Genomic DNA, 19,360 nt, shown 5'->3' on the forward strand with positions numbered 1-19,360 from the left:
CTGATTTGCCAAGGAAACTAAGAGTCGGGGTGATCTTCGGAGGGCGCTCGGGCGAGCACGAGGTCTCGCTTCGTTCGGCGGAGTCCATCATCAATGCCATGGACAAATCCAAGTACGAAGTCGTGCCCATCGGCATCACCGCGGAGGGGCGATGGCTTGTGTCGGGGAACGCAACCGCGATGCTGCCCGAGGCGGTGATGGCTTCAAAGAGCCCTCGACAGGTCGCGATCATCGGTGACCCGACGAAACAAGGGCTGACTCGGCTCGATGACGGAGAACACACGCTGTCGAGCGAGCCTCTCGACGCGGTCTTTCCCGTGTTGCACGGCACCTACGGCGAAGACGGCACAATCCAGGGCTTGCTCGAAATGGCTGGCGTTCCATACGTTGGTTGCGGAGTGCTTGCTTCAGCAACTGGCATGGACAAGGTCGCGATGAAGCAGTTGTTCCAAAGCGCCGGTCTCACGATCGCCGAGTACGAATGGTTCTTGCGATCGTCGTGGGAAGAGAATTCTGTTGCCGTGGTTGATCGCATCAGCCGCTCGCTCGGGTTTCCGGTGTTCGTTAAGCCTGCAAATCTCGGCTCATCCGTCGGCATCTCGAAGGCAATCAACAAACAGGAACTCCACGATGCGATTGACGATGCCGCGCGCTACGACCGAAAGGTAATTGTCGAGCGCGCGATCAACGGACGTGAGATAGAAGTGAGCATACTGGGTAATGAACATCCGGCGGCAAGCCTACCGGGCGAGATAATCCTGGGCCACGAGTTCTACGATTACGAAGACAAGTACATCGACAGCGCCTCGAGAACCGAAGTGCCGGCGAGGCTTCCACGCGAGATAATCGAGCGAATCCAAAGCGACGCCATACGCGCGTTTCAGGCGATTGACGGATCGGGGCTGGCTCGCGTCGACTTCTTTGTTGAAAGCAAAACGAATCGAGTAATCATAAACGAGATAAACACGATGCCCGGATTCACTTCGATCAGCATGTATCCGAAGCTTTGGGAGGCCAGCGGGATTCCTTATTCGGATTTGATAGATCGCCTCATCCAGTTAGCGATCGAGCGCCATCGCGACAAGTCGCGGAACTTGACAAGCTACCAGCCGAGGCGTGAAGCCGGTGGTGAATAGCCGTCGGGGTGTGCGCGTCAGGTTTTCGCGCATACGCACACACCAGAGATCGTCTGAAACATTCGCATGGTGAAAACTGGCACCAAGGGACAACTCATGTGTTGACCAATACCCCATCTACTCGGAGCTTCTCCTGGTTATTTGAGACTTAACTTTGGCCCTATGCTTGCCAACGATTAACATGGCGCGCCCGCAGCATGCGACGCGGATAGTCCGGCGTGGATGGTTTTGAACCAAGATCATCTCGATACGAATCACTTTCTCATCAACTGAATCTTTTAGCGCCGCGCGGGTCCCACCAACCGCGCGGCTTTTTTTTCTCGCCGCGCTTTACAGCCGTCCGTTAATCGCTGCAATCATCTCTCGAACTGCGCGTTCCATTCCTACCAGAGCCGCTCGCGCGACAATGTTGTGGCCGATGTTCAGCTCTTCAATCGGATAGATCTCGGCGATCGCGCCGACGTTGCGGTAAGTCAATCCGTGGCCCGCCGCGACCTTCAGCCCAAGCTCATCCGCTCGACTCGCGCAAGCGGAAATGCGAACCAGTTCTGCGTCGACCTGCGCCGGATCGGAAGCGCGTGCCGGATCCGTAAGCTCCGCGAAGCGAGCCGTGCATATTTCGATCTGCTGTGCGCGCACTCGCCCGCAAGCTTCGATCTGGGCCAAATCGGGATCTACAAAGATGCTGACCAGCACCCCGGCGTCCGAAATCTCATTGACTGCAAGCTTGATCCCTTCCTCGTGCGCGGCCACATCGAGCCCGCCTTCGGTCGTCACTTCGTCGGCTCGTTCGGGCACCAGCGTAGCCGTATTGGGACGAACATCGCACGCGATCCTTACCATCTCTTCGGTGGCGGCCATTTCGAGATTCAAATGAGACTTGACCACGCCCCGCAGGAGCCGCACATCTTCATCCTGAATGTGCCGGCGATCGCCTCTAAGATGAATCGTAATTCCGTCGGCGCCCGCAAGGTCTGCCAGCACGGCTGCGGCTACGACGCTCGGCTCCCAGGTGCGGCGCGCCTGGCGGATTGTCGCGATGTGATCGATGTTGACGTTCAGTCTGATTGTCATGGTGACTCAATGACCCGACGGACCGAGCGGCTCGCTACTGCTCGCGGTATTGGCTAGCCGGTAGTCATCGGGCGGATTCTTGTAGCGGCCCGCCGCGTCGTTCACCCGTATGCGAATCAGATCGGCGAACATATTCATCGAGTCGCGCAGATAGTTCAACTTGTTCTGCAACTCGCCGCCTTCGACGTGATTCCAAACCACCGGCACTTCGAGCAAACGATTCCCCTGCTTCTTGGCGATGTATAACACCTCCGGGTCGAAGCCAAAACGATCGACGCGCTGGAGCGCGAACACCGGAAGCGCGGCCTCGCGCCGGAACGCCTTGAAGCCGCACTGTGTGTCCTTGAATTTCAGCCCGGTAATAATTCGCATACAGAAATTGAACACGATGCCGCCAAACTCGCGCATCGCCGGCTGGTGCACGCCGATCAGCCCACGGTCGAGCGCTCGAGAGCCAATAGTCACGTCCGCCCGGCCTTCTGAAATCGGATCGATCAGCTTCGAGGCTTCGGTGATCGGAGAAGAAAAATCGGCGTCGCTGAACAGGACTATTTCGCCCTTCGCCTCGGTGAGTCCGCGCTTTACGCTATAGCCCTTCCCACGATTGGGTGTGTTCTTCACAACGCGCAGCTCATGCCCGGCGTCACGGTATCCGGATATTCTGTCCGATACCCATCGGGAAGTTTCATCCGAGGAGCCGTCATCCACGACTATCACTTCGGCGCGGTAAGATTGAGTTTCAAGGAAACGCAAGAGATCATCCAGACTGCGCCCAATGCGTTTTTCTTCGTTATAAGCGGGAACAACGATGGATAAGAACCAGGCCATATGAGTTAGCGATGATGTTGATCGGCAGGTCGGACTATAGCATATCGATGTTCAGTTAGTCAGTGGTTCGAGGCGGCGATAAATGCCCCTGATGATGGCGGCTGTTGCGTTCAACTGCCGGCGCCGGGGACTTTGCGGCCTTTGCGAGTCTTAGCGTGCTTTGCGCGAACCCGGTGTTCCCGCAAAGTCACCTCCCACATTATGGAGTAGCCGGCGTCGCCGCTCGCGAACCAACTCGAAACCGGCTGTCGAAGCCTGTTTCACCACCGGGGCCGTGGGAAAAAAGCTCGAAGTTCGTGCCGCCATCCGCCGTTTGATAGACATAGTCATTTCCCCACGGGTCAACTTCGGGGACGTGATCAAGGTAAGGCCCGAACCAGACGCCATGACTCTCATCGAAGTCCTGCCTTACTGCTGCCGGCTTGCGAACGAGGCATATCAGTCCTTCAGCGTTGGTCGGGTAACGCTGCACATCATCTCTGAATCTTTCGAGCGCGGCGGCGAGCGCATTGAGATCGCGCTGGGCCGCCTGTTCACGCGCCATAGTTTTTTGAGTCTCGAGCCGGTTGCGACTCACGATGCTCAAAGCAACCGCGCCGGCCGCGACAATCGCCAACGCAACCGTGGCGGTGATGAATATTCGCTTGCGGGTGCGCGCTCGGCGGACAATCGCTTCATGCTTTTCCGGTGAGAAAACCAACGTTGGATCAGGGCGGTGCGTGGTTGCAGTCTTGCGGGCCAACTCAACGTGCGCCCGCGCCGAGCCTGCGCCGACCGGAGAATAGCAATGCACACAGTAGCGACGATCTAGCGCCACCCTTGCGCCGCACTCCCGGCATATGTGTGCGTCCTGTTCCTGAGTTGCCATGAAGTCCTACAGCGTCAAGTTTAGACCGGTCGCCGCCGTTGATTCAATGCGGGAGACCCGTGTAAAGTCACAGTCAGTAGCGAGCAACTTATGTACAAGAGAGTAGGACGACATTTCACATTGGCAGCAATGTTTTTTGCCACGCCAATAGTTGTAAATAGCAAACTGGTGAAAGTGGATGAATGTCCGAGGCTAATCATAGTCCAGAACTAATGATAGCTGGTGGGTCGCTGCTCCAGGCGTGAAACCCGGCGGTGCCCTTCCTTCAACTCCCTCATTCTAATAAAGTGAAAGGTTGAGATTGGCGCCGGTGATTCGGCTTCACCGATGTTGAATCACTCGCCGGAAGAACTGAATCATTTCACTCCACGCCTGATCGGTAACCTCCGGGTCGTAGCGCGGACCTTCGTCTCGCATGAAAGCGTGCTCGGCGGGATAGAGGCTGATCGAGAACTTTGTGCCGGCGCGCTCGAGCGACGTCTGTATCTTTGCGCGGCCTTCTTCCGGAACATGCGGATCCAGCGTGCCGAAGACCATCAATAGCTCGCCTCGAATATCCGAGGCTCTTTCAAGCGAGCCGGCGTCTTCATCCTTTCCTAACTTGCCGTTGTGAATCCCAGTCCCATAGAAGCAAGCCGTCGCGAGCACATCGGGCTGAAGCGCGGCTCGAAATGCGAGGTGTCCGCCGATACAAAACCCGCCTGCGCCGAGCTTGTCTTTCTCAACACTCGAATGTTGATTCAGATAATCGAGGGCCGCCCGGCAATCGGCATCGAATTCACCAACCTCAGTCTGCGCCGCGCCAGCCATTCCTCGAATTCGGCCTTCGTCGTCGAACGGAATCACCGTTCCCGCTGGCTCGATTCGATGGTAGATCTCAGGCGCGGCGACCACGAAACCGTAGCTCGCCAGTCGCACGCATGACCTGAGCATCGGTCCAGTGAGTTGAAAGATGTCCGAGTAAAAGAGAATCCCAGGAAACTTCCCTTCCGCTTTTGGCGCGGCGACGAACATTCGCATCTGGCTTCCGTCGACTGGGACGCTGGCGTATTGAGTGGTGATTATCATTGGATTCTTAAAAGGCGCCGCTTCTAACCAACCCGCAACTTTCGGCGAAGCCACCCTGAGAACCACCTCAGGGCTGTTCGAAAAAAGCCGTGCGTCGGTGGAGCCTCGTGCGCTTCGGTTTTTGCTTCGGCTTCGATGGCGGTGAAAAACTGCGCAGCCATCATCTTCACCGCGCCCTGAAGCATGCGCTGCCCGACACTGGCAATTGTCCCGCCGACCTGTACTTCGCCCGTGTAGCGGACTACGGTGACGCCGTTCCGCTCCTCGAGGTCGAGGTCGCCGGCGCCCTTTAGAAAGCCCGGCTGGCCTTTCCCGTCCACGATCATGCGAAAATGATGCGGCGGGCTCATGTCTTCGAGGCGAACGTTGCCGGTGAACAATCCCTTGATGGAGCCGACTCCGGCGCGAAGAGTCGTCGAGTATGCATTCTCTCCGGTCTTCTCGAGGCGCTCGCACCCCGGGATGCACCGCTGCAACACCGCCGGGTCAATCAAAGCCTGATAGACGCGCTCGACGCTGGCATGAAGCTCGTGGGTGCCTTCAACCTTCATAGCAGGGTTCAGGGTTCAGGGTTCAGGGTTCAGGGTTCAGGGTTCAGAGTTCAGGGTTCAGAGTTCAGAGTTCAGACTTCAGAGTTCAGAGTTCAGACTTCAGAGTTCCGGATTCAGGATTCCGGAAGAGTTGCTCAAAGCTGTAACCCGGAACCTCGAACCCGGAACCTTAAACCCGGAACACGAAACCTATTTCGCTCTCGAGGCCGCAGCCTCGATAGCGCGGCGAGTGTAGACCTGCGCGAGGTGACGCCGATAAGCGTCGGATGCATAGAGGTCGCCGTTAACCGAAACCCCATCCGTCGCATGCGCTGCAGCCGCTGCGATCGCCGGCTCGTCGAGCGCGCTTCCGGTGAGCGCCTTTTCAACCGCGCTCGCCCGATAAGCCTTAGACGCGATACCGGTCATACCGATCCCGACGGATTGACAGTCTCCGCTTTGATCGCGAGTCAGATTGACGGCGACTCCAACCACTGCGAACCCCGACGCAGGCTGGGGCACCTTCAAGTACGCCTGACCGAAGCGGCCTTTCGGCGGAGTGATCCGAATCTCGCGAAGGATCTCCCCAGCGCCAAGCGCGGTCGTCAGCATATCGACAAAGAAGTCATCTGCCTTTATCACGCGCTCGCCCGCAGCGCTGACCGCGACCAATTCCGCGCGGAGCGCGATGATCGCCGCCGGCCAATCGCCGGCCGGGTCCGAGTGGACCACGCTCCCGCCGATCGTCCCCTTGTTTCGCACTTGAACGTCCCCGATCTGAGCGGCGCACTCAGGCAGCAGCGGGCATATCTCGCGCAGCCGGTCGGACGCTTCCATCTGATAGTGCGTGGTCATCGCTCCGATGCGAATCTGTCCGCCCTCCTCTTTAATGTAGGAGAGGTCCTTGATGCGTCCAATGTCGATCAAGACCTGCGGCGTAGCGAGCCGAAGCTTCATCGCGGGTATCAAGCTGTGACCGCCCGCGAGAATCTTCGCTTCGTCTGGATGCTGCCCCAGAAGCGAGATCGCTTCAGCAAGCGTTGCAGGGGTTAGATAGTCAAATTGTGCTGGGATCATATTCACTCTCCTTCGCTAATCCGGTCATGAACGACTGTCACCGCTCCACGCTTGACGGTGGGGGTTCTACTTGACTTCACACTCGTCATCAAACACTTCCTGCCAGGAGACGGGTGACACGGCGGATTCCTGATTCATCTCACCTTCAGCCTCACGGGTCGCCGCCCGAAGGCACCCATCCCACATCTTCTTGATCACATCATCCGTCAAGCTCGGTGTCTCAGCCTGGATGTCTGCAATTTCCTCCCTGGCGTTGTAGATCGTGGCGACCCAACCATATGACCGTCGTTCGGGTTGTGTTTTCCACTTGATGATATGTGCCATCAAGCGAATGAGTTGGCTCTTTAGCGCTCTTTTTTCGGATCGCCCCAACGCGTCGATCAGCTCCTTGATGCCGGCCTCTGCTTCGTCGGCGTCGCCCTGGAGCAGGGCTCGCTCGATCTCAACAGCGACCTGATAATGTGATTCCGCTGATAGTCGTGCCCAGTTCACGCCCATCCCCTGACTCCTTACGCGACCCACCTGCAGCTCGTCATCTGTCTCGATTTTCTTCATACTATCCGCGAGCAACCCCGCGGCTTTCTTATGCCTGCGCGCTAATGATTCGCCAAACTGCTTCCGGTCTTACCGGCATATCCAGATGCCGAATGCCGAAGGGCGACAACGCGTCTACGATCGCGTTTACAATGGCCGGCGTAGCACCGATCGTTCCCGCCTCGCCGACTCCTTTCACCCCGAGCGGATTGACTGGCGAAGGCGTCTCCGTGCGATCGAGCTCCATCCACGGAATCATCGACGCCTTCGGCACCGCGTAGTCCATCAGCGTTCCGGTCACGAGCTGGCCTTGTTCGTCGTAGACGATTTCCTCGTACATCGCTTGCCCGAGCGCTTGCACGATACCGCCTTGCACCTGGCCATCGACCAGCATCGGGTTGATCACCTTGCCGCAATCATCTACCGCGACGTAGCGTAGGAACTTTATGTCGCCCGTTTCGCGATCGACTTCCACCACCGCGATGTGAGTGCCAAACGGAAACGTGAAGTTGGTTGGCTCGAAGAAGTAGGTCGCGGACAATCCAGGCTCCGAGCCGGGTGGAATGTCTCGAGCGATATGAGCCGCAAGCGCGACATCTTGAATCGTCACACTATTGCCGCCGGTATCCGGCTCGGGCAACGCACCCGCCGGAGCTTCTCCTACCGGCACATCAGGCTCGGGCTCAGGCTTAGCCCCAGCTCCCGCGGAAGCGGCCTTGGCAGCCTGTTTGGTGAAGCGGCCTTCCTTGAACACGATGTTCGAAGCGTCCGTCTTCAGCATATGAGCCGCGATGTTCGTTGCCTTCTCTTTCAGCTTCTCGATAGCAATAAACACCGCTGTTCCGCCTACCGCGGTCGCGCGGCTTCCGAACGTGCCGATCCCATATTGAACGATCGCCGTATCGCCGTGAATGACGGTGATCGCGTTCAGGTCAACGCCTAACTCGTCGGCGGCAATCTGCGCAAACGACGTCTCCTGCCCTTGCCCGTGCGGTGACGCGCCAGTCAAGATAGTCACCGATCCTGTCGGCTCAATCCTGACGGTCGCGCTTTCCCATCCGCCTGCCGGCATTGCCTGAGAAGGACCGAGCGCGCAAATTTCGACATAGGTGGAAAGACCGATGCCGATCAACCGGCCCTGCTCGCGCGCTTTCTTTTGCTCTTCTCGCAGATTCTTGTAGTCTGCCATCGCCAGCGCTTTGTTCAACGCCGCCTCGTAGTCCCCGCTGTCGTAGAACAAACCGGTTGCCGTCTTAAACGGGAACTCGTCCGGAGCCGGAAAGTTCTTGCGGCGCACATCGACCGGATCCATTCCAAGCTCGGCCGCGACCAGATCAACCGCGCGCTCGACCACGTAAGTTGCTTCGGGCCGCCCAGCGCCTCGATAGGCGTCAGTGGCCATCTTGTTGGTGAACACGCCGGTCACGTTTATTTGGATTGCCGGAATCTTGTAAGAGCCCGAAAGCATCAACCCGGTCAACGTCGGAATAGCCGGCGTGAGCAATTGATGATACGCACCCAGGTCCGCGAACACGTTGTAGCGAAGACCTGTTAATGTCCCGTCGTTGTTGCAGCCAATCTCGACGTAGCCGACTTGCCCACGCCCGTGAATCGTCGCTTGCATGTTTTCGCGTCGAGTCTCAATCCACTTGACGGGTTTGCCGAGTTGGATTGATATCCAGCCGAGGAGCGCTTCTTCGGCATAGACGTTCAGCTTCGACCCGAACCCGCCGCCGACCTCGGGGGTAATCACTCGCAGCTTGTTTTCCGGCATTCCAATCATCAGCGCGAGCTGAGTTCTCAACAGGTGTGGTATCTGAGTCGACGACCAGACGGTCAGCTCTTGCTCGCCGGGAAAGTAGCGGGCCAGTACTCCGCGGCCTTCCATCGCGATAGGCGCGAGCCGCTGGTGTACGATGCGCTGGCTGACCACTCGATCCGACGCCTTGAGCGCGGCTTCGATATCGCCTTCACCGGCGGTGAGCTTGTACGCGATGTTATCGCCATACTCTTCATAAACCAGGGGTCCACCCTTTGCCGCTTCTTCGACATTGACTACCACGGGGAGTTCTTCGTAATCGATCATGATCAGGTCGATGGCATCGCGCGCGGCATAACGATCGGTGGCTACCACGACTGCGATGGGCTGGCCAACAAAGACGACGTGATTGGTCGCCAGCACCCGATAGTCGGGCACCTTCAAGTCTGGAAGCGCGGCCGCGCATGGCACCGGCCCGACCTTGGCAGCGACGTCTTTTCCGGTGTAGACGGCTACGACACCCGGCGCGTGAGAAGCTTCGCTCACGTCGATGCTGGTAATGCGCGCATGCGCATACATAGAGCGCAAGAACGCGACGTGAAGCGTGTCGGGAAGCTTGATGTCATCAACGTAGTGGCCGAGCCCCTGAATCAACCTGGGATCTTCGGTGCGCTTGATTCTCTGTCCGACGTACTTAGGCATGATGTTTCTCCGTGCTTCGGAAAAGTGATGCGTGATGCGTGATGCGTGACCGGAAGTGGTTCACCAGATCTTTCCGGTCACGAATCACGCATCACGAATCACCCTTCGCTTTCTAATCTCCGGTCGCCGCCTGATCTTTCATCTTGCGGGCGGCGTATTGAACGGCTTCGACGATGTGTTGATAGCCGGTACACCGGCACAGGTTGCCTTCCAACCCGTGACGAATTTGATCGACGGTCGGATCGGGATTTCGATCCAGCATCTGCGCGGCGGACATGATCATACCCGGCGTGCAGTAGCCGCACTGCAAACCGTGCTGCTCCCAGAATCCTTCCTGGACCGGATGCAGATCGCCGCTTGCGGCCATGCCCTCGATGGTGGTGACGTTAGCGCCGTCGGCCTGCACGGCGAACATCGTGCATGACTTGACCGACTGCCCATCGAGAATGACCGTGCATGCACCGCAGATCGAGGTTTCGCAGCCGACGTGAGTACCGGTCAATCCGAGGACGTCTCTCAGGTAATGGACCAACAGCATACGCGGCTCGACTTCGTCGTGACGTGCCGCGCCGTTGACCGTGAGGGTAATGGGTTTTTTCATTGAAGCCACCTCGCTTGGTTTTAATGCGAATCAGGAATGGTCTAGTTGATTCTGCTCCGCTCAAAAGACCGGCTTGGTTTTTATACAACTGATTTCGGCGGGTTACAAGTTGAATTGAACGCACGCAACGCTTGCCATCGGAAATGAGGGACGGTATCGTTCACCTATGATCGATTGGTCTTCCTGTTCTGCCGTCGAGCGAGACCGGGAGAAGGTTAGCGGTTCATGGGTCTTCCGTAACACTCGCGTGCCTGTGATCGCACTATTCGAGAATCTTGAGGGCGGAGCCTCTCTCGATGATTTTCTGCTGTGGTTTCCCGGCGTTATGAGGGAACAAGTGGAGGCTGTCCTCGAATACACTATTCAAAGTCTGAAAGAAGGCCGTCAGGCGGCGTGACAATGAAGCTACTATTCGATCAAGGGACTCCCGTTCCCTTAAGAAATCATTTGCTTAATCACATCGTTGAGACAGCGCATGAGAAGGGGTGGAGCAATCTCAAAAATGGAGACTTGCTGACTCGGGCCGAGGCAGACGGGTTTGATGCTCTCATCACAACGGACCAAAATCTTCGCTACCAACAGAATCTGACCAGATGGAAGATTCGCGTCGTCGTCTTGTTAACTACGAATTGGCCTCGGATCAGAACCCATGTTGATGTCGTCGTTCAGGCAATAGAAAGTTTGAAGTCCGGCAGTTACATCGAGATTCCTATCCCTTGAAGTGCGGCTGGAACACCGGTCAACGAAGGCTCAGTCCGTCGGTGTTTCGAACACCTTGCATCCCAAAGTAGCGCACCGCCCGGCCGTAATCTCGATCGATCTGAGCCCGCAGCGCATCTATCGACTCGAACTTCTTTTCACCCCGGAGCCGATGGAGAAATCGCACGCGAATCTTCTCGCCGTAAAGCTCGCGGTCGAAGTCCATCACGTGACTCTCAACCGTCACCTCAGGTTCTCCGCCGAATGTCGGTTTGTGGCCGATGTTGGTAATCGATTGCCACCAAACTCCCTCCACTAATGTGAGGGTGACATACACACCGTTCGCCGGAATCACCATGTTGTGAGGCTTGAGGTTCGCAGTCGCGTAGCGAAGCTGGGTCTTGCCGATCTTTCGGCCTTCGATAACGCAGCTCTCGATGCCGTATGGACGGCCCAGCATCCGCCGCGCCAGGTTGACGCGCCCGGCGCCCAGCAACCGCCGGATCATCGTCGAGCTTACGCGGTGATTGTGAATCAGCACTTCGGGCACTTCTTCCGTGACGCGGCCCAGTTGATTTCCGATACGGCTCAGAAGCTCGAATTTGCCTTTCCGATTGTGACCGAAAGCGAAGCCCTGGCCGAGATAGACCTCTCTCGCGTCCAGGCGGCCGAAGATAAACCTCAGCAGAAAATCTTCCGCGCTCACCTTGGAGAGCTCAGGCGTGAAGTCGAGCACAACCGTTTGATCGATGCCCTGCCGCTCGATGCCTTCCATCTTCTGGTCGAATGTTTGAAGCAGCGGCGGCGCGGTTTCCGGGTGCAGCACCGCTCGCGGATGCGGATCGAACGTGACAACGGTAGCGGGGACGTCCAGCACTCGCGAGCGCTCGACGACCCGGCGCATTATCATTTGATGTGCGAGGTGAAGTCCATCGAACACGCCGAAGGTCAGCACGGTTGGCGTTTTGACCTCGCGGTCGTTTATGTCGCGAAAGATTCTCATCCAAAGTCCTTGACCGCATCGATTCTAACTGCCAAGACGCAAAGAGCGAAGCCGATAGCGCGGCTACCGCGAACCATCCACGGTCCGATGGCCGGCGAGCGGCCTCGCCGCTTTTATTCGCGCGATGCTACGATGACGCTCTATGGCAACGGACGTAATCATAGTTGGCGGCGGGGTGATCGGGTGCTCGATCGCTTGGAGACTCGCGCAGTCGGGTCTGAAGGTCGCGGTCATCGAGCGGGGCGGGGTTGGGTGCGAGGCTTCACGGGCGGCCGCCGGGATGCTGTCGCCTCAGGGCGAATCGCAGACCGCGGGACCGTTCTTTGATTTATGTCTTCGCAGTCGCGCGATGTACCGGAGGTTTGCCGAAGAGCTTACTGAAGCATCCGGCATCGACGTCGAGTACAAAGACGAGGGGACGCTGTTCGTCCTTGTCGAGGGTGAGGATCAAGAGGAGAAAACCAGGTGGGCGGCGTGGCAGCTTGAAGCCGGGCTTCCTCTCGAGTTCGTGTCAGCGGAGGACATCCACAAGATCGAGCCTTCTGTCACGGAGTCGGCTACCGGAGCCATTTTCCTGCCACAGGAGCATCAGGTTGAGAATCGCCGCTTGATGGACGCGTTGGACGTTGCGATGCGCCAAGCGGGCGTCAGGTTGATCGAAGACTCTGAGGTCACGGCTCTCGACACAGTCCACGGAAAGGTCATTGGTGTCTTGTGTGACAGCGAGCGAATGTCAGCCGGTTTGGTCGTCGTAGCCGCAGGGGCCTGGTCGAGTTCGTTGTTGGAACCAATCGGGCTGAACATCAGCATCATCCCTGCTCGCGGTCAGATGATCGCGGTAAGAGGTCAAGCGGGTGATATCAATCGGGTGCTTCATTCAAGCCGGGTCTACGTTGTCCCGCGCCGCGACGGCCGAATCCTGATCGGCGCAACGGTCGAGTACGTGGGCTTTAAAAAAGCTGTCACGGTTGATGCCATCAAAAACTTGCTGAGTGCCGCAGTGGAATTGGTCCCTTCGCTAAGAGAACTCGAGATAGTAGATACATGGTCGGGGCTCAGGCCCGATACAATCGACCATCTGCCGATCATTGGGCCAAGCGGCATCGAGAATCTCTTGCTAGCCACCGGGCATTTTAGAAACGGGATATTACTTGCGCCCATCACCGCCAACCTTATCGCAGATTGCCTTGTCGCTGGGACGGGCGCCCGGTGAACTGATGCCATTCTCAGTTGAGCGTTTCGCGCTTCCTTAATTTCGATTCCACTCCATAACATTGTGAACGCTGTTGGCGAGTGTTAACCTGAAAAACCGAAATACAGTTGGGTTATCAGTGACAACGGATCATCTAATAGCGTCGAACTCGGCGCCGCACCATTCACGCCAGGGGCTACTACATCGGGCGTTCGCACGAAGGGCGCTCCTGATATTTGCCGCCCTCGCGGTAGCTGCGTGCGCGATCGCGCCGTTCCATTTCGCTCAGCGCAAGTTTTCCCCAGGCAATGAAGTCATAAACGTGATTTCGTATCACGATCTGGTCGAACATTTCGTTGTGATGGAGCACTTTGATAAGGTGCTGCGGTCCGGGGTCATTTATCCGCGCTGGTTGTCGGATATGAACAATGGCTATGGCAACGCCTGGACGAATTTTTACCCGCCCGGTTTCTACTACCTCGCTTCGCTGATTCATTCGGTGGGTTTCGATTGGCTGACTACTCTTTTCATAGCATCTGTTCTGGCGCTCGCCGGCTCGGGCATCGCGATGTACGCGCTATCGCGAGCGTTCTACGGGCGCCTTGCCAGCGGTATTGCCGGCTTGTTGTACATGCTGCTTCCCTTCCATCTGCTGAATCTCTATTGGCAGGGAGCGATGCCTCAGTTTACGGGGTTCCTCTTTCTACCGCTCGTGCTCTACTTCGCGTTCAGGTTGGGGAACGATGGGCGAGCGCGTCACTATGCAGGGATGGGATTGGCCTATGGACTCTACGTGCTGACCCATTTGCCGGTCAGCTATTTGATGAGTTATGCCCTCGCGCTTTACGCGATCATTTGGGCTGTGAGCGAAAGAGATTGGAGAATCACGTTGCGGATAGCAGGCGGGATGGCTATTGGGCTTTTGCTGAGCGCGATCTATTGGCTGCCGGCTCTTGTCGAGTCGAAGTACGCTTTCGAGAACACCTCAGGTCTGTTTCCATATCACAGCGGCTACCTGCTTCTCCTCCCGCCAGGCGATCCTTTCAACTACGTTCTGAATCACTTGTTCCTGGTACAAGCCCTGCTGTTGGCGGTTGCCATCGTGATCTTGCGTTCGACCGGCCAACGCGATGACAAGACGACTTCGCAGAAACAGACTCGCCTGATGATCATCCTGGGAATTGCTACAACTTTCATGGTGACTTCGTTGTCGCTTTATCCGTCGATGCTGATTCCCAAAATAGAAGTTGCAGCTTTCCCGTGGCGATGGATCGCCGTCGCCAGCGTTTTCACATCGCTGTTGGCCGGAGCGGCCGCCGAGCGGCTGGTGAGATACAAGGCGATTGGCAGCAAGACGCGGTGGGCTGGCTCCGCGGCACTCATAGCCGTGGTGATCGTGAACCTCTGGATAACAGTTAAGTTTGGAATCATCCCGCCAATCTCAAAACCAACTATCAAGTCAACAGTCGGCTTGCTCGAAGGCAACTACACGCCTCGAGACGCCACCTTCATAACATATCTGCCCGACACCGAACGCGTGATGATTACACCTGAGGGCGGAGCCGCGGAAATAGTTCGCTGGGACCCGCAATACCGTGTGATAGCTGTTCGAGTCGATCAACCGACCGAGCTTCGACTCAAGAGCTACAACTTTCCGGGCTGGACGGCTCGCATCGACGGTGAAGAAGCACCCCTGTCGAGCGACAAGGACGGAGTCCAGGTTATCTCGGTGCCGCCGGGCCGGCATAAGATCGAGACAAGGTTTGGCGACACTCTTCCCCGGAAGCTTGGCGCGGGCGTCTTCGGCCTGGGGCTTGCGCTGATCGTCGGGTTGGCCTTGGCGGATCACCTCACACGGATCAAGACAAGAAGCCATGAACCGGTGATCGGCGATGAAACAACAGAAGGACAAACCTCGCCTCGAGTGGCCCGACAAAAAACAAGACTCATCGCGGCCGGCTTCGTCGTCCTTGCAGTCATCGTTGTCGGCGTTGCGGTTAAACAATTGAGCAAACCTTCGTCCGAAGACGGTCTCACGGCTGGAGAGGCTCCCACCGAGAGTGCAAGTCGCGCTATCGCTCCGAACTCGGAAGTGAGATTGTTTGTCGGCGCCATGAATCCGATACCCGTTGCAGTTGATGAAAGAGCATTGGATGAATTGATGAGCGCGCTGGCGATGCGGAATAACGAACGCGTGGAAGAATTGATTCAAGCGCGCAAACTATTCCGGGTCGAGAAGAACACGCGGGTTCGCATTCTTGAAGCCGGCTCAGGGAAGCTCAAAGTGCGAATCCTTGAAGGCGACAGTGTAACACTTGACGGCTGGGTGCCCGAGAGATGGATCAGATGACAATAGCTCACCGAGCCGGCGGTTCTTCCCCTTTGATTGACGTGCTCTGGTTCGCATTCTAAACTTCGGTTCTAGTGAAAGAGGGGTATCTGCGCAAATCCGCCGAATCAGTGTCATTCGTGGTCTATGCGTCGCCGGCAATGCGATTCTTACGAACCATCGACCACGGATGACACGGCTTTGACGGATTCGCACCGATTCGTGCCCATTTGATCGCTAGCAAAACGGCTGTTACAAGTCTTTGAGAATTCTTATGAGGGGACAGATATGCCGATTGCGCCAGATGTTCGCCTGGAGGAAGGCGTCAAGATATTTCAGCCCGAGCTGGTGAATCTCTACGGCTGCAGAGTCGGCCGCGACACCAGGATCGGAGCGTTTGTAGAGATTCAGAAGAATGCGGTGGTCGGCGCGCGCTGCAAGGTTTCGTCTCACACTTTTATCTGCGAAGGCGTGATCATCGAAGATGAGGTCTTCATCGGGCACGGGGTGATGTTCACCAACGATCCGTATCCTCGCGCGACCAATTCAGACGGCAGCCTCCAGACGGACGCTGATTGGCAGTTGGTCGCCACGACGGTCAGGCGTCGCGCGTCGATAGGCAGCAACGCGACCATACTGGCGGGGGTGACGATCGGCGTAGGCGCTTTGGTCGGCGCAGGCGCGGTCGTGACGCGGGACGTTGCCGACTACGCTATCGTCGCGGGAGTTCCTGCTCGGACTGTGGGTGATACCAGAGGGGAGAACCCAGTAGGCAGTAGGCAGAAGGCAGAAGGCAAAAGGCAGAAAACAGAAGGCAGAAGCCGGAGGTCAGAATAGGGTTGGCCAAGCAAACAGGCTGAGGTCAGAGGCTTGCACTGAACCCCGCCAAAGAGAGAGAGCAGGAGCTACACTATTGTTCATTGAACTACGCCTCCTGCCTTCTGCCTTCTGCCTTCCGCCTTCTGCCCTACGAGGTACAGCATGATCGGCATTGGAGTCATCGGCTACGGATACTGGGGGCCGAATCTGGTCCGCAACTTTGCTGAAGCCCCAGGCGCGTCGCTCGTAGGCATATGCGACAAACGCGAAGAGCGGCTCGCGGAAGCGCGCCGCCGCTATTCCTCGGCGCGAGTAACGGAGCATTATGCTGAGTTGCTGGCTGATCCCGCGATTGATGCCGTCGCCATCGCCACGCCGGTCTCGTCTCACTTCGAACTGGCGATTGAAGCTCTCAGATCCGATAAGCACGTGTTGGTTGAAAAACCGCTTGCTTCGACGTCCGAACAAGCGGCGCAGTTGATCGAAGAAGCAGCCAGCCGCAATCTGGTGTTGATGGTCGATCACACCTTCGTCTACACCGGCGCCGTCCGCAAGATACGCGAGATGGTCAATTCCGGCGCGCTTGGAGACATCTACTACTACGATTCCGTTCGCGTGAACCTCGGCCTGTTTCAGCACGACGTGAACGTAATCTGGGATCTGGCCGTGCACGATCTGTCGATACTGGACTTCGTGTTGCCGAGTAAGCCGGTCGCAGTTTCGGCTACCGGCATCAGTCACATCCCGGGCCAACCGGAAAACGTTGCGTACTTAACGCTGTTTTTCGCTGATACCAAGATCGCGCATCTTCATGTGAACTGGCTTGCGCCGGTTAAGATCAGACGTACGCTCATCGGCGGCAGCGAGAGGATGATTGTCTATGACGACCTGGAGCCCAGCGAGAAGATCAAGATCTACGACAAGGGTGTGAGCGTTTCGCCCTTGCATGAAGAAGTTTATGAGCTGCTGGTTAGCTATCGCTCCGGCGACATGTGGGCCCCGAAGCTGGACCAGACGGAGGGCCTTCAAACAGAAGCGCGGCATTTCATCGATTGCATCGAGAACAATAAGCGCCCGGTAACCGATGGGGATGCCGGCCTGAGAGTAGTGCGCCTGCTCGAGGCTGCCGAGAAGTCTATGAGCGCACGCGGCCAGCTTGTGGAGCTTCCACGTTCGGAGCAAGCAGAGTGATTCCTTAGCGCTAACGCATGGCGGCTGTCATTCTCGCAGGGTCTTTCTCAAGGCTCTTCGCACTGATTCTCGCAAAGCTCGGACGAAGGAGTAACTTCAGATTGCGCAGCGTCTCTGTTTGCTTTCCAGCCTACAATGAGGAAGCCACAATCGAACGTGTGTTGAATGAGGCGCACGAACTTCTGCGCGCGTCCGGGCTGGAGTACGAAATCCTGGTCTGCAATGACGGGTGCACAGACGGTACTGGACGCATCGCCGAAGAGGTGGCTGGCCGTCTGCCGCAAATCCGAGTACTCCACAATCCGCGCAACCTTGGAATTCGCGCAACCTTCGAGCGATTGTACCGCGAAGCCACCAAAGACTTCGTGTTCCTCAACTCAACTGATCGGCAGTGGGAGACCAGTGTTCTGTTCGATATGCTCCCACTCACCCGAGACTTCGACATCGTCATCGCCTCCCGAAAAGATAAGCACTATGGACCCGCCCGGCGTTTTGTATCCTGGGTGTTCAACATCGTGCCCACGGTTCTGTTCGGGGTAAGGACCTACGACGCTGGCGCAGTGAAGCTTGTCAGCCGCGAAATAGTCGAGCGCTTCGCGCTTGTGTCGCGTTCTCCTTTTTCCGAGGCGGAGCGCCTGATACGCGCCGCGCGGGCAGGCTATCGCATCGCCAGCTACCCGGTGGAAGTTGAAGAGCGCGGGGCCGGCCACGCGCGAGGCGTTAGCTTCTGGGCGGTTACTGAAGCCGTCAAAGATGTGTTGCGCGTCTGGTGGGCGCTGCGAATCAAGCGGGTAGACCTGCGCTCTTCCGAAAAACCCGAAAAGCAAAGCCCGGCTCAGTGACCGGCTGATCTCGCTCGATCGACGCTGCGAGCGCCCGGGCTAGACCTGCCGCGAGCTCGCGGGTGGCGGCTTTCGAGCGAGACACACAATCGATACTCCGAACGGAAAATTCATCCATCGCAGAAGGAAGCGCTCGAACCCCAGGATCGCAATAAGAAGCGAGTTGAGCCATCCAGGGAGGACGACGTGTGAGGTCTTTGCGTGAATCGATTTCTTCGACACGCTCTGCGCAAATCGCATAAACAAGATCGGGAAAAAAAGAAAGGTTATGTAGTAGGTGATTCGCTCCACCGAGAAGCCCGCGTTCGTGAGTTTGTTGCGCAGCTCTGAAGCGGCGTAACGGCGGCGATGATGCAGCGCTTCGTCATGCTCGCTCCAGAGAAAGCCATAAGCGGGGACCGTGATTACCAGCACGCCGCCTTCTTTCATGACCCGCAACAGCTCATCGAGCGCTCGAAGATCGTCGTCTACGTGCTCCAACATGTCCAGGGCAGTGACCAGATCGAAAGTCGAAGCCACAAACGGCAGCGATTCAACGTGAGACCGGACCAGCCCGTCGATCCCACGGCTTTTGCTGAAACCGAGCGCCTCTTCTGAAGCATCGCTGCTGAACGTGTCGCCGTACTTCGCCAGCACTGAAAAATTCATGCCGGTTCCACATCCGACGTCGAGGATAGTGCTCTGCTTGAACTCGCGTGAGAGCTCCTCGACGAGCGATTCAAGCAAGCGCCTCCGGGCGACGAACCACCAGTAGAAGCTCTCGATCTTATGCATCTCAGCGTATTCGGCGATGTTCATCTATCGATTATTCTCCGATGCTCCCGTAAGAGTTCTGTTACAAGCCCTCGCCGGCTACCGGACAGGGCTCGATTCGAAACTACTGCGATCGTGGTTGTGCTGAGGGTCCAGTGGGATGAACGCTTCGCGCGGTGAGCCGGAATCTTTAGGCATCGCTGGAACCTTATTGGGAGGTGGCGAGTTCGTCAAGCCTGGCGCCCCGGCACTCAAAGGTGTTGGCTGGACGAGCCAAACTATTTCGCCGGCGTTCTTTCTGAGGTAGGCGTTGGTTGACAGTGAATACTGCGCACGATAACATTTTCTGCACTTT

General features: G+C 57.2%; 18 protein-coding genes. 7 read left to right on the forward strand and 11 right to left on the reverse strand.

Annotated features, from left to right (window positions below; genetic code table 11):
• The first annotated feature begins 5 nt into the window (after positions 1-5).
• A complete protein-coding gene (locus AABO57_19490; protein MEK6287909.1) occupies positions 6-1,136 on the forward strand; it encodes a D-alanine--D-alanine ligase in 1,131 nt (376 codons plus the stop codon).
• A gap of 330 nt (positions 1,137-1,466) precedes the next feature.
• Here AABO57_19490 and AABO57_19495 read toward each other — a convergent pair whose 3' ends face one another.
• The 9 genes from AABO57_19495 to AABO57_19535 all read right to left on the reverse strand — a co-directional run bounded on the left by AABO57_19495 (position 1,467) and on the right by AABO57_19535 (position 10,177).
• Positions 1,467-2,210, reverse strand: a complete 744-nt coding sequence (locus AABO57_19495; GenBank protein MEK6287910.1) for a pyridoxine 5'-phosphate synthase — start codon at positions 2,208-2,210, stop codon at positions 1,467-1,469.
• A 6-nt stretch (positions 2,211-2,216) separates the two neighbouring features.
• Positions 2,217-3,038, reverse strand: coding sequence for a dolichyl-phosphate beta-glucosyltransferase (locus AABO57_19500; protein MEK6287911.1), 822 nt, complete (start codon positions 3,036-3,038; stop codon positions 2,217-2,219).
• A gap of 199 nt (positions 3,039-3,237) precedes the next feature.
• Entirely contained in the window at positions 3,238-3,906 is a 669-nt protein-coding gene (locus AABO57_19505) for a type II secretion system protein GspG (GenBank protein ID MEK6287912.1), read from the reverse strand.
• Positions 3,907-4,227: 321 nt separating this feature from the next.
• Positions 4,228-4,974 carry a dienelactone hydrolase family protein gene (locus tag AABO57_19510; protein MEK6287913.1) on the reverse strand — a complete coding sequence of 249 codons (747 nt, stop codon included), beginning with the start codon at positions 4,972-4,974 and terminating at the stop codon, positions 4,228-4,230.
• A gap of 23 nt (positions 4,975-4,997) precedes the next feature.
• Positions 4,998-5,525, reverse strand: a complete 528-nt coding sequence (locus tag AABO57_19515; protein ID MEK6287914.1) for a carbon monoxide dehydrogenase subunit G — start codon at positions 5,523-5,525, stop codon at positions 4,998-5,000.
• 189 nt (positions 5,526-5,714) lie between these two features.
• Entirely contained in the window at positions 5,715-6,581 is an 867-nt protein-coding gene (locus tag AABO57_19520; protein MEK6287915.1) for a xanthine dehydrogenase family protein subunit M, read from the reverse strand.
• Positions 6,582-6,647: 66 nt separating this feature from the next.
• A complete protein-coding gene (locus tag AABO57_19525) occupies positions 6,648-7,136 on the reverse strand; it encodes a DUF29 domain-containing protein (GenBank protein MEK6287916.1) in 489 nt (162 codons plus the stop codon).
• A 28-nt stretch (positions 7,137-7,164) separates the two neighbouring features.
• On the reverse strand, positions 7,165-9,576 hold the full coding sequence (locus AABO57_19530; GenBank protein ID MEK6287917.1) for a xanthine dehydrogenase family protein molybdopterin-binding subunit: 2,412 nt from the start codon (positions 9,574-9,576) through the stop codon (positions 7,165-7,167).
• 112 nt (positions 9,577-9,688) lie between these two features.
• Positions 9,689-10,177, reverse strand: coding sequence for a (2Fe-2S)-binding protein (locus AABO57_19535; protein MEK6287918.1), 489 nt, complete (start codon positions 10,175-10,177; stop codon positions 9,689-9,691).
• Between the two features lie 166 nt (positions 10,178-10,343).
• Here AABO57_19535 and AABO57_19540 point away from each other — a divergent pair, with 166 nt between their 5' ends.
• A complete protein-coding gene (locus AABO57_19540; GenBank protein MEK6287919.1) occupies positions 10,344-10,574 on the forward strand; it encodes a DUF433 domain-containing protein in 231 nt (76 codons plus the stop codon).
• Positions 10,575-10,916: 342 nt separating this feature from the next.
• On the opposite strand, the gene AABO57_19545 is transcribed toward AABO57_19540, so the two are convergent.
• Positions 10,917-11,879 carry a bifunctional riboflavin kinase/FAD synthetase gene (locus AABO57_19545; GenBank protein ID MEK6287920.1) on the reverse strand — a complete coding sequence of 321 codons (963 nt, stop codon included), beginning with the start codon at positions 11,877-11,879 and terminating at the stop codon, positions 10,917-10,919.
• A 142-nt stretch (positions 11,880-12,021) separates the two neighbouring features.
• Here AABO57_19545 and thiO point away from each other — a divergent pair, with 142 nt between their 5' ends.
• The 5 genes from thiO (at position 12,022) to AABO57_19570 (ending at position 18,252) form a co-directional block, all read left to right on the forward strand.
• Complete coding sequence (gene thiO / locus AABO57_19550; protein ID MEK6287921.1) at positions 12,022-13,092, forward strand: glycine oxidase ThiO; 1,071 nt, start codon at positions 12,022-12,024, stop codon at positions 13,090-13,092.
• A gap of 301 nt (positions 13,093-13,393) precedes the next feature.
• A complete protein-coding gene (locus AABO57_19555) occupies positions 13,394-15,421 on the forward strand; it encodes a 6-pyruvoyl-tetrahydropterin synthase-related protein (GenBank protein ID MEK6287922.1) in 2,028 nt (675 codons plus the stop codon).
• Between the two features lie 267 nt (positions 15,422-15,688).
• The gene (locus AABO57_19560) at positions 15,689-16,237 is read left to right on the forward strand and encodes an acyltransferase (GenBank protein ID MEK6287923.1); all 549 of its coding nucleotides are present in this window, start codon (positions 15,689-15,691) and stop codon (positions 16,235-16,237) included.
• Positions 16,238-16,381: 144 nt separating this feature from the next.
• Complete coding sequence (locus AABO57_19565) at positions 16,382-17,410, forward strand: Gfo/Idh/MocA family oxidoreductase (protein ID MEK6287924.1); 1,029 nt, start codon at positions 16,382-16,384, stop codon at positions 17,408-17,410.
• 101 nt (positions 17,411-17,511) lie between these two features.
• The gene (locus tag AABO57_19570; protein ID MEK6287925.1) at positions 17,512-18,252 is read left to right on the forward strand and encodes a glycosyltransferase family 2 protein; all 741 of its coding nucleotides are present in this window, start codon (positions 17,512-17,514) and stop codon (positions 18,250-18,252) included.
• A gap of 39 nt (positions 18,253-18,291) precedes the next feature.
• On the opposite strand, the gene AABO57_19575 is transcribed toward AABO57_19570, so the two are convergent.
• Entirely contained in the window at positions 18,292-19,050 is a 759-nt protein-coding gene (locus AABO57_19575; protein MEK6287926.1) for a class I SAM-dependent methyltransferase, read from the reverse strand.
• Positions 19,051-19,360 lie beyond the last annotated feature (310 nt).

The sequence above is a fragment of the Acidobacteriota bacterium genome (assembly GCA_038040445.1).
In the GTDB taxonomy this organism is placed as follows: Bacteria; Acidobacteriota; Blastocatellia; order UBA7656; family UBA7656; genus Onstottus_A; species Onstottus_A frigus.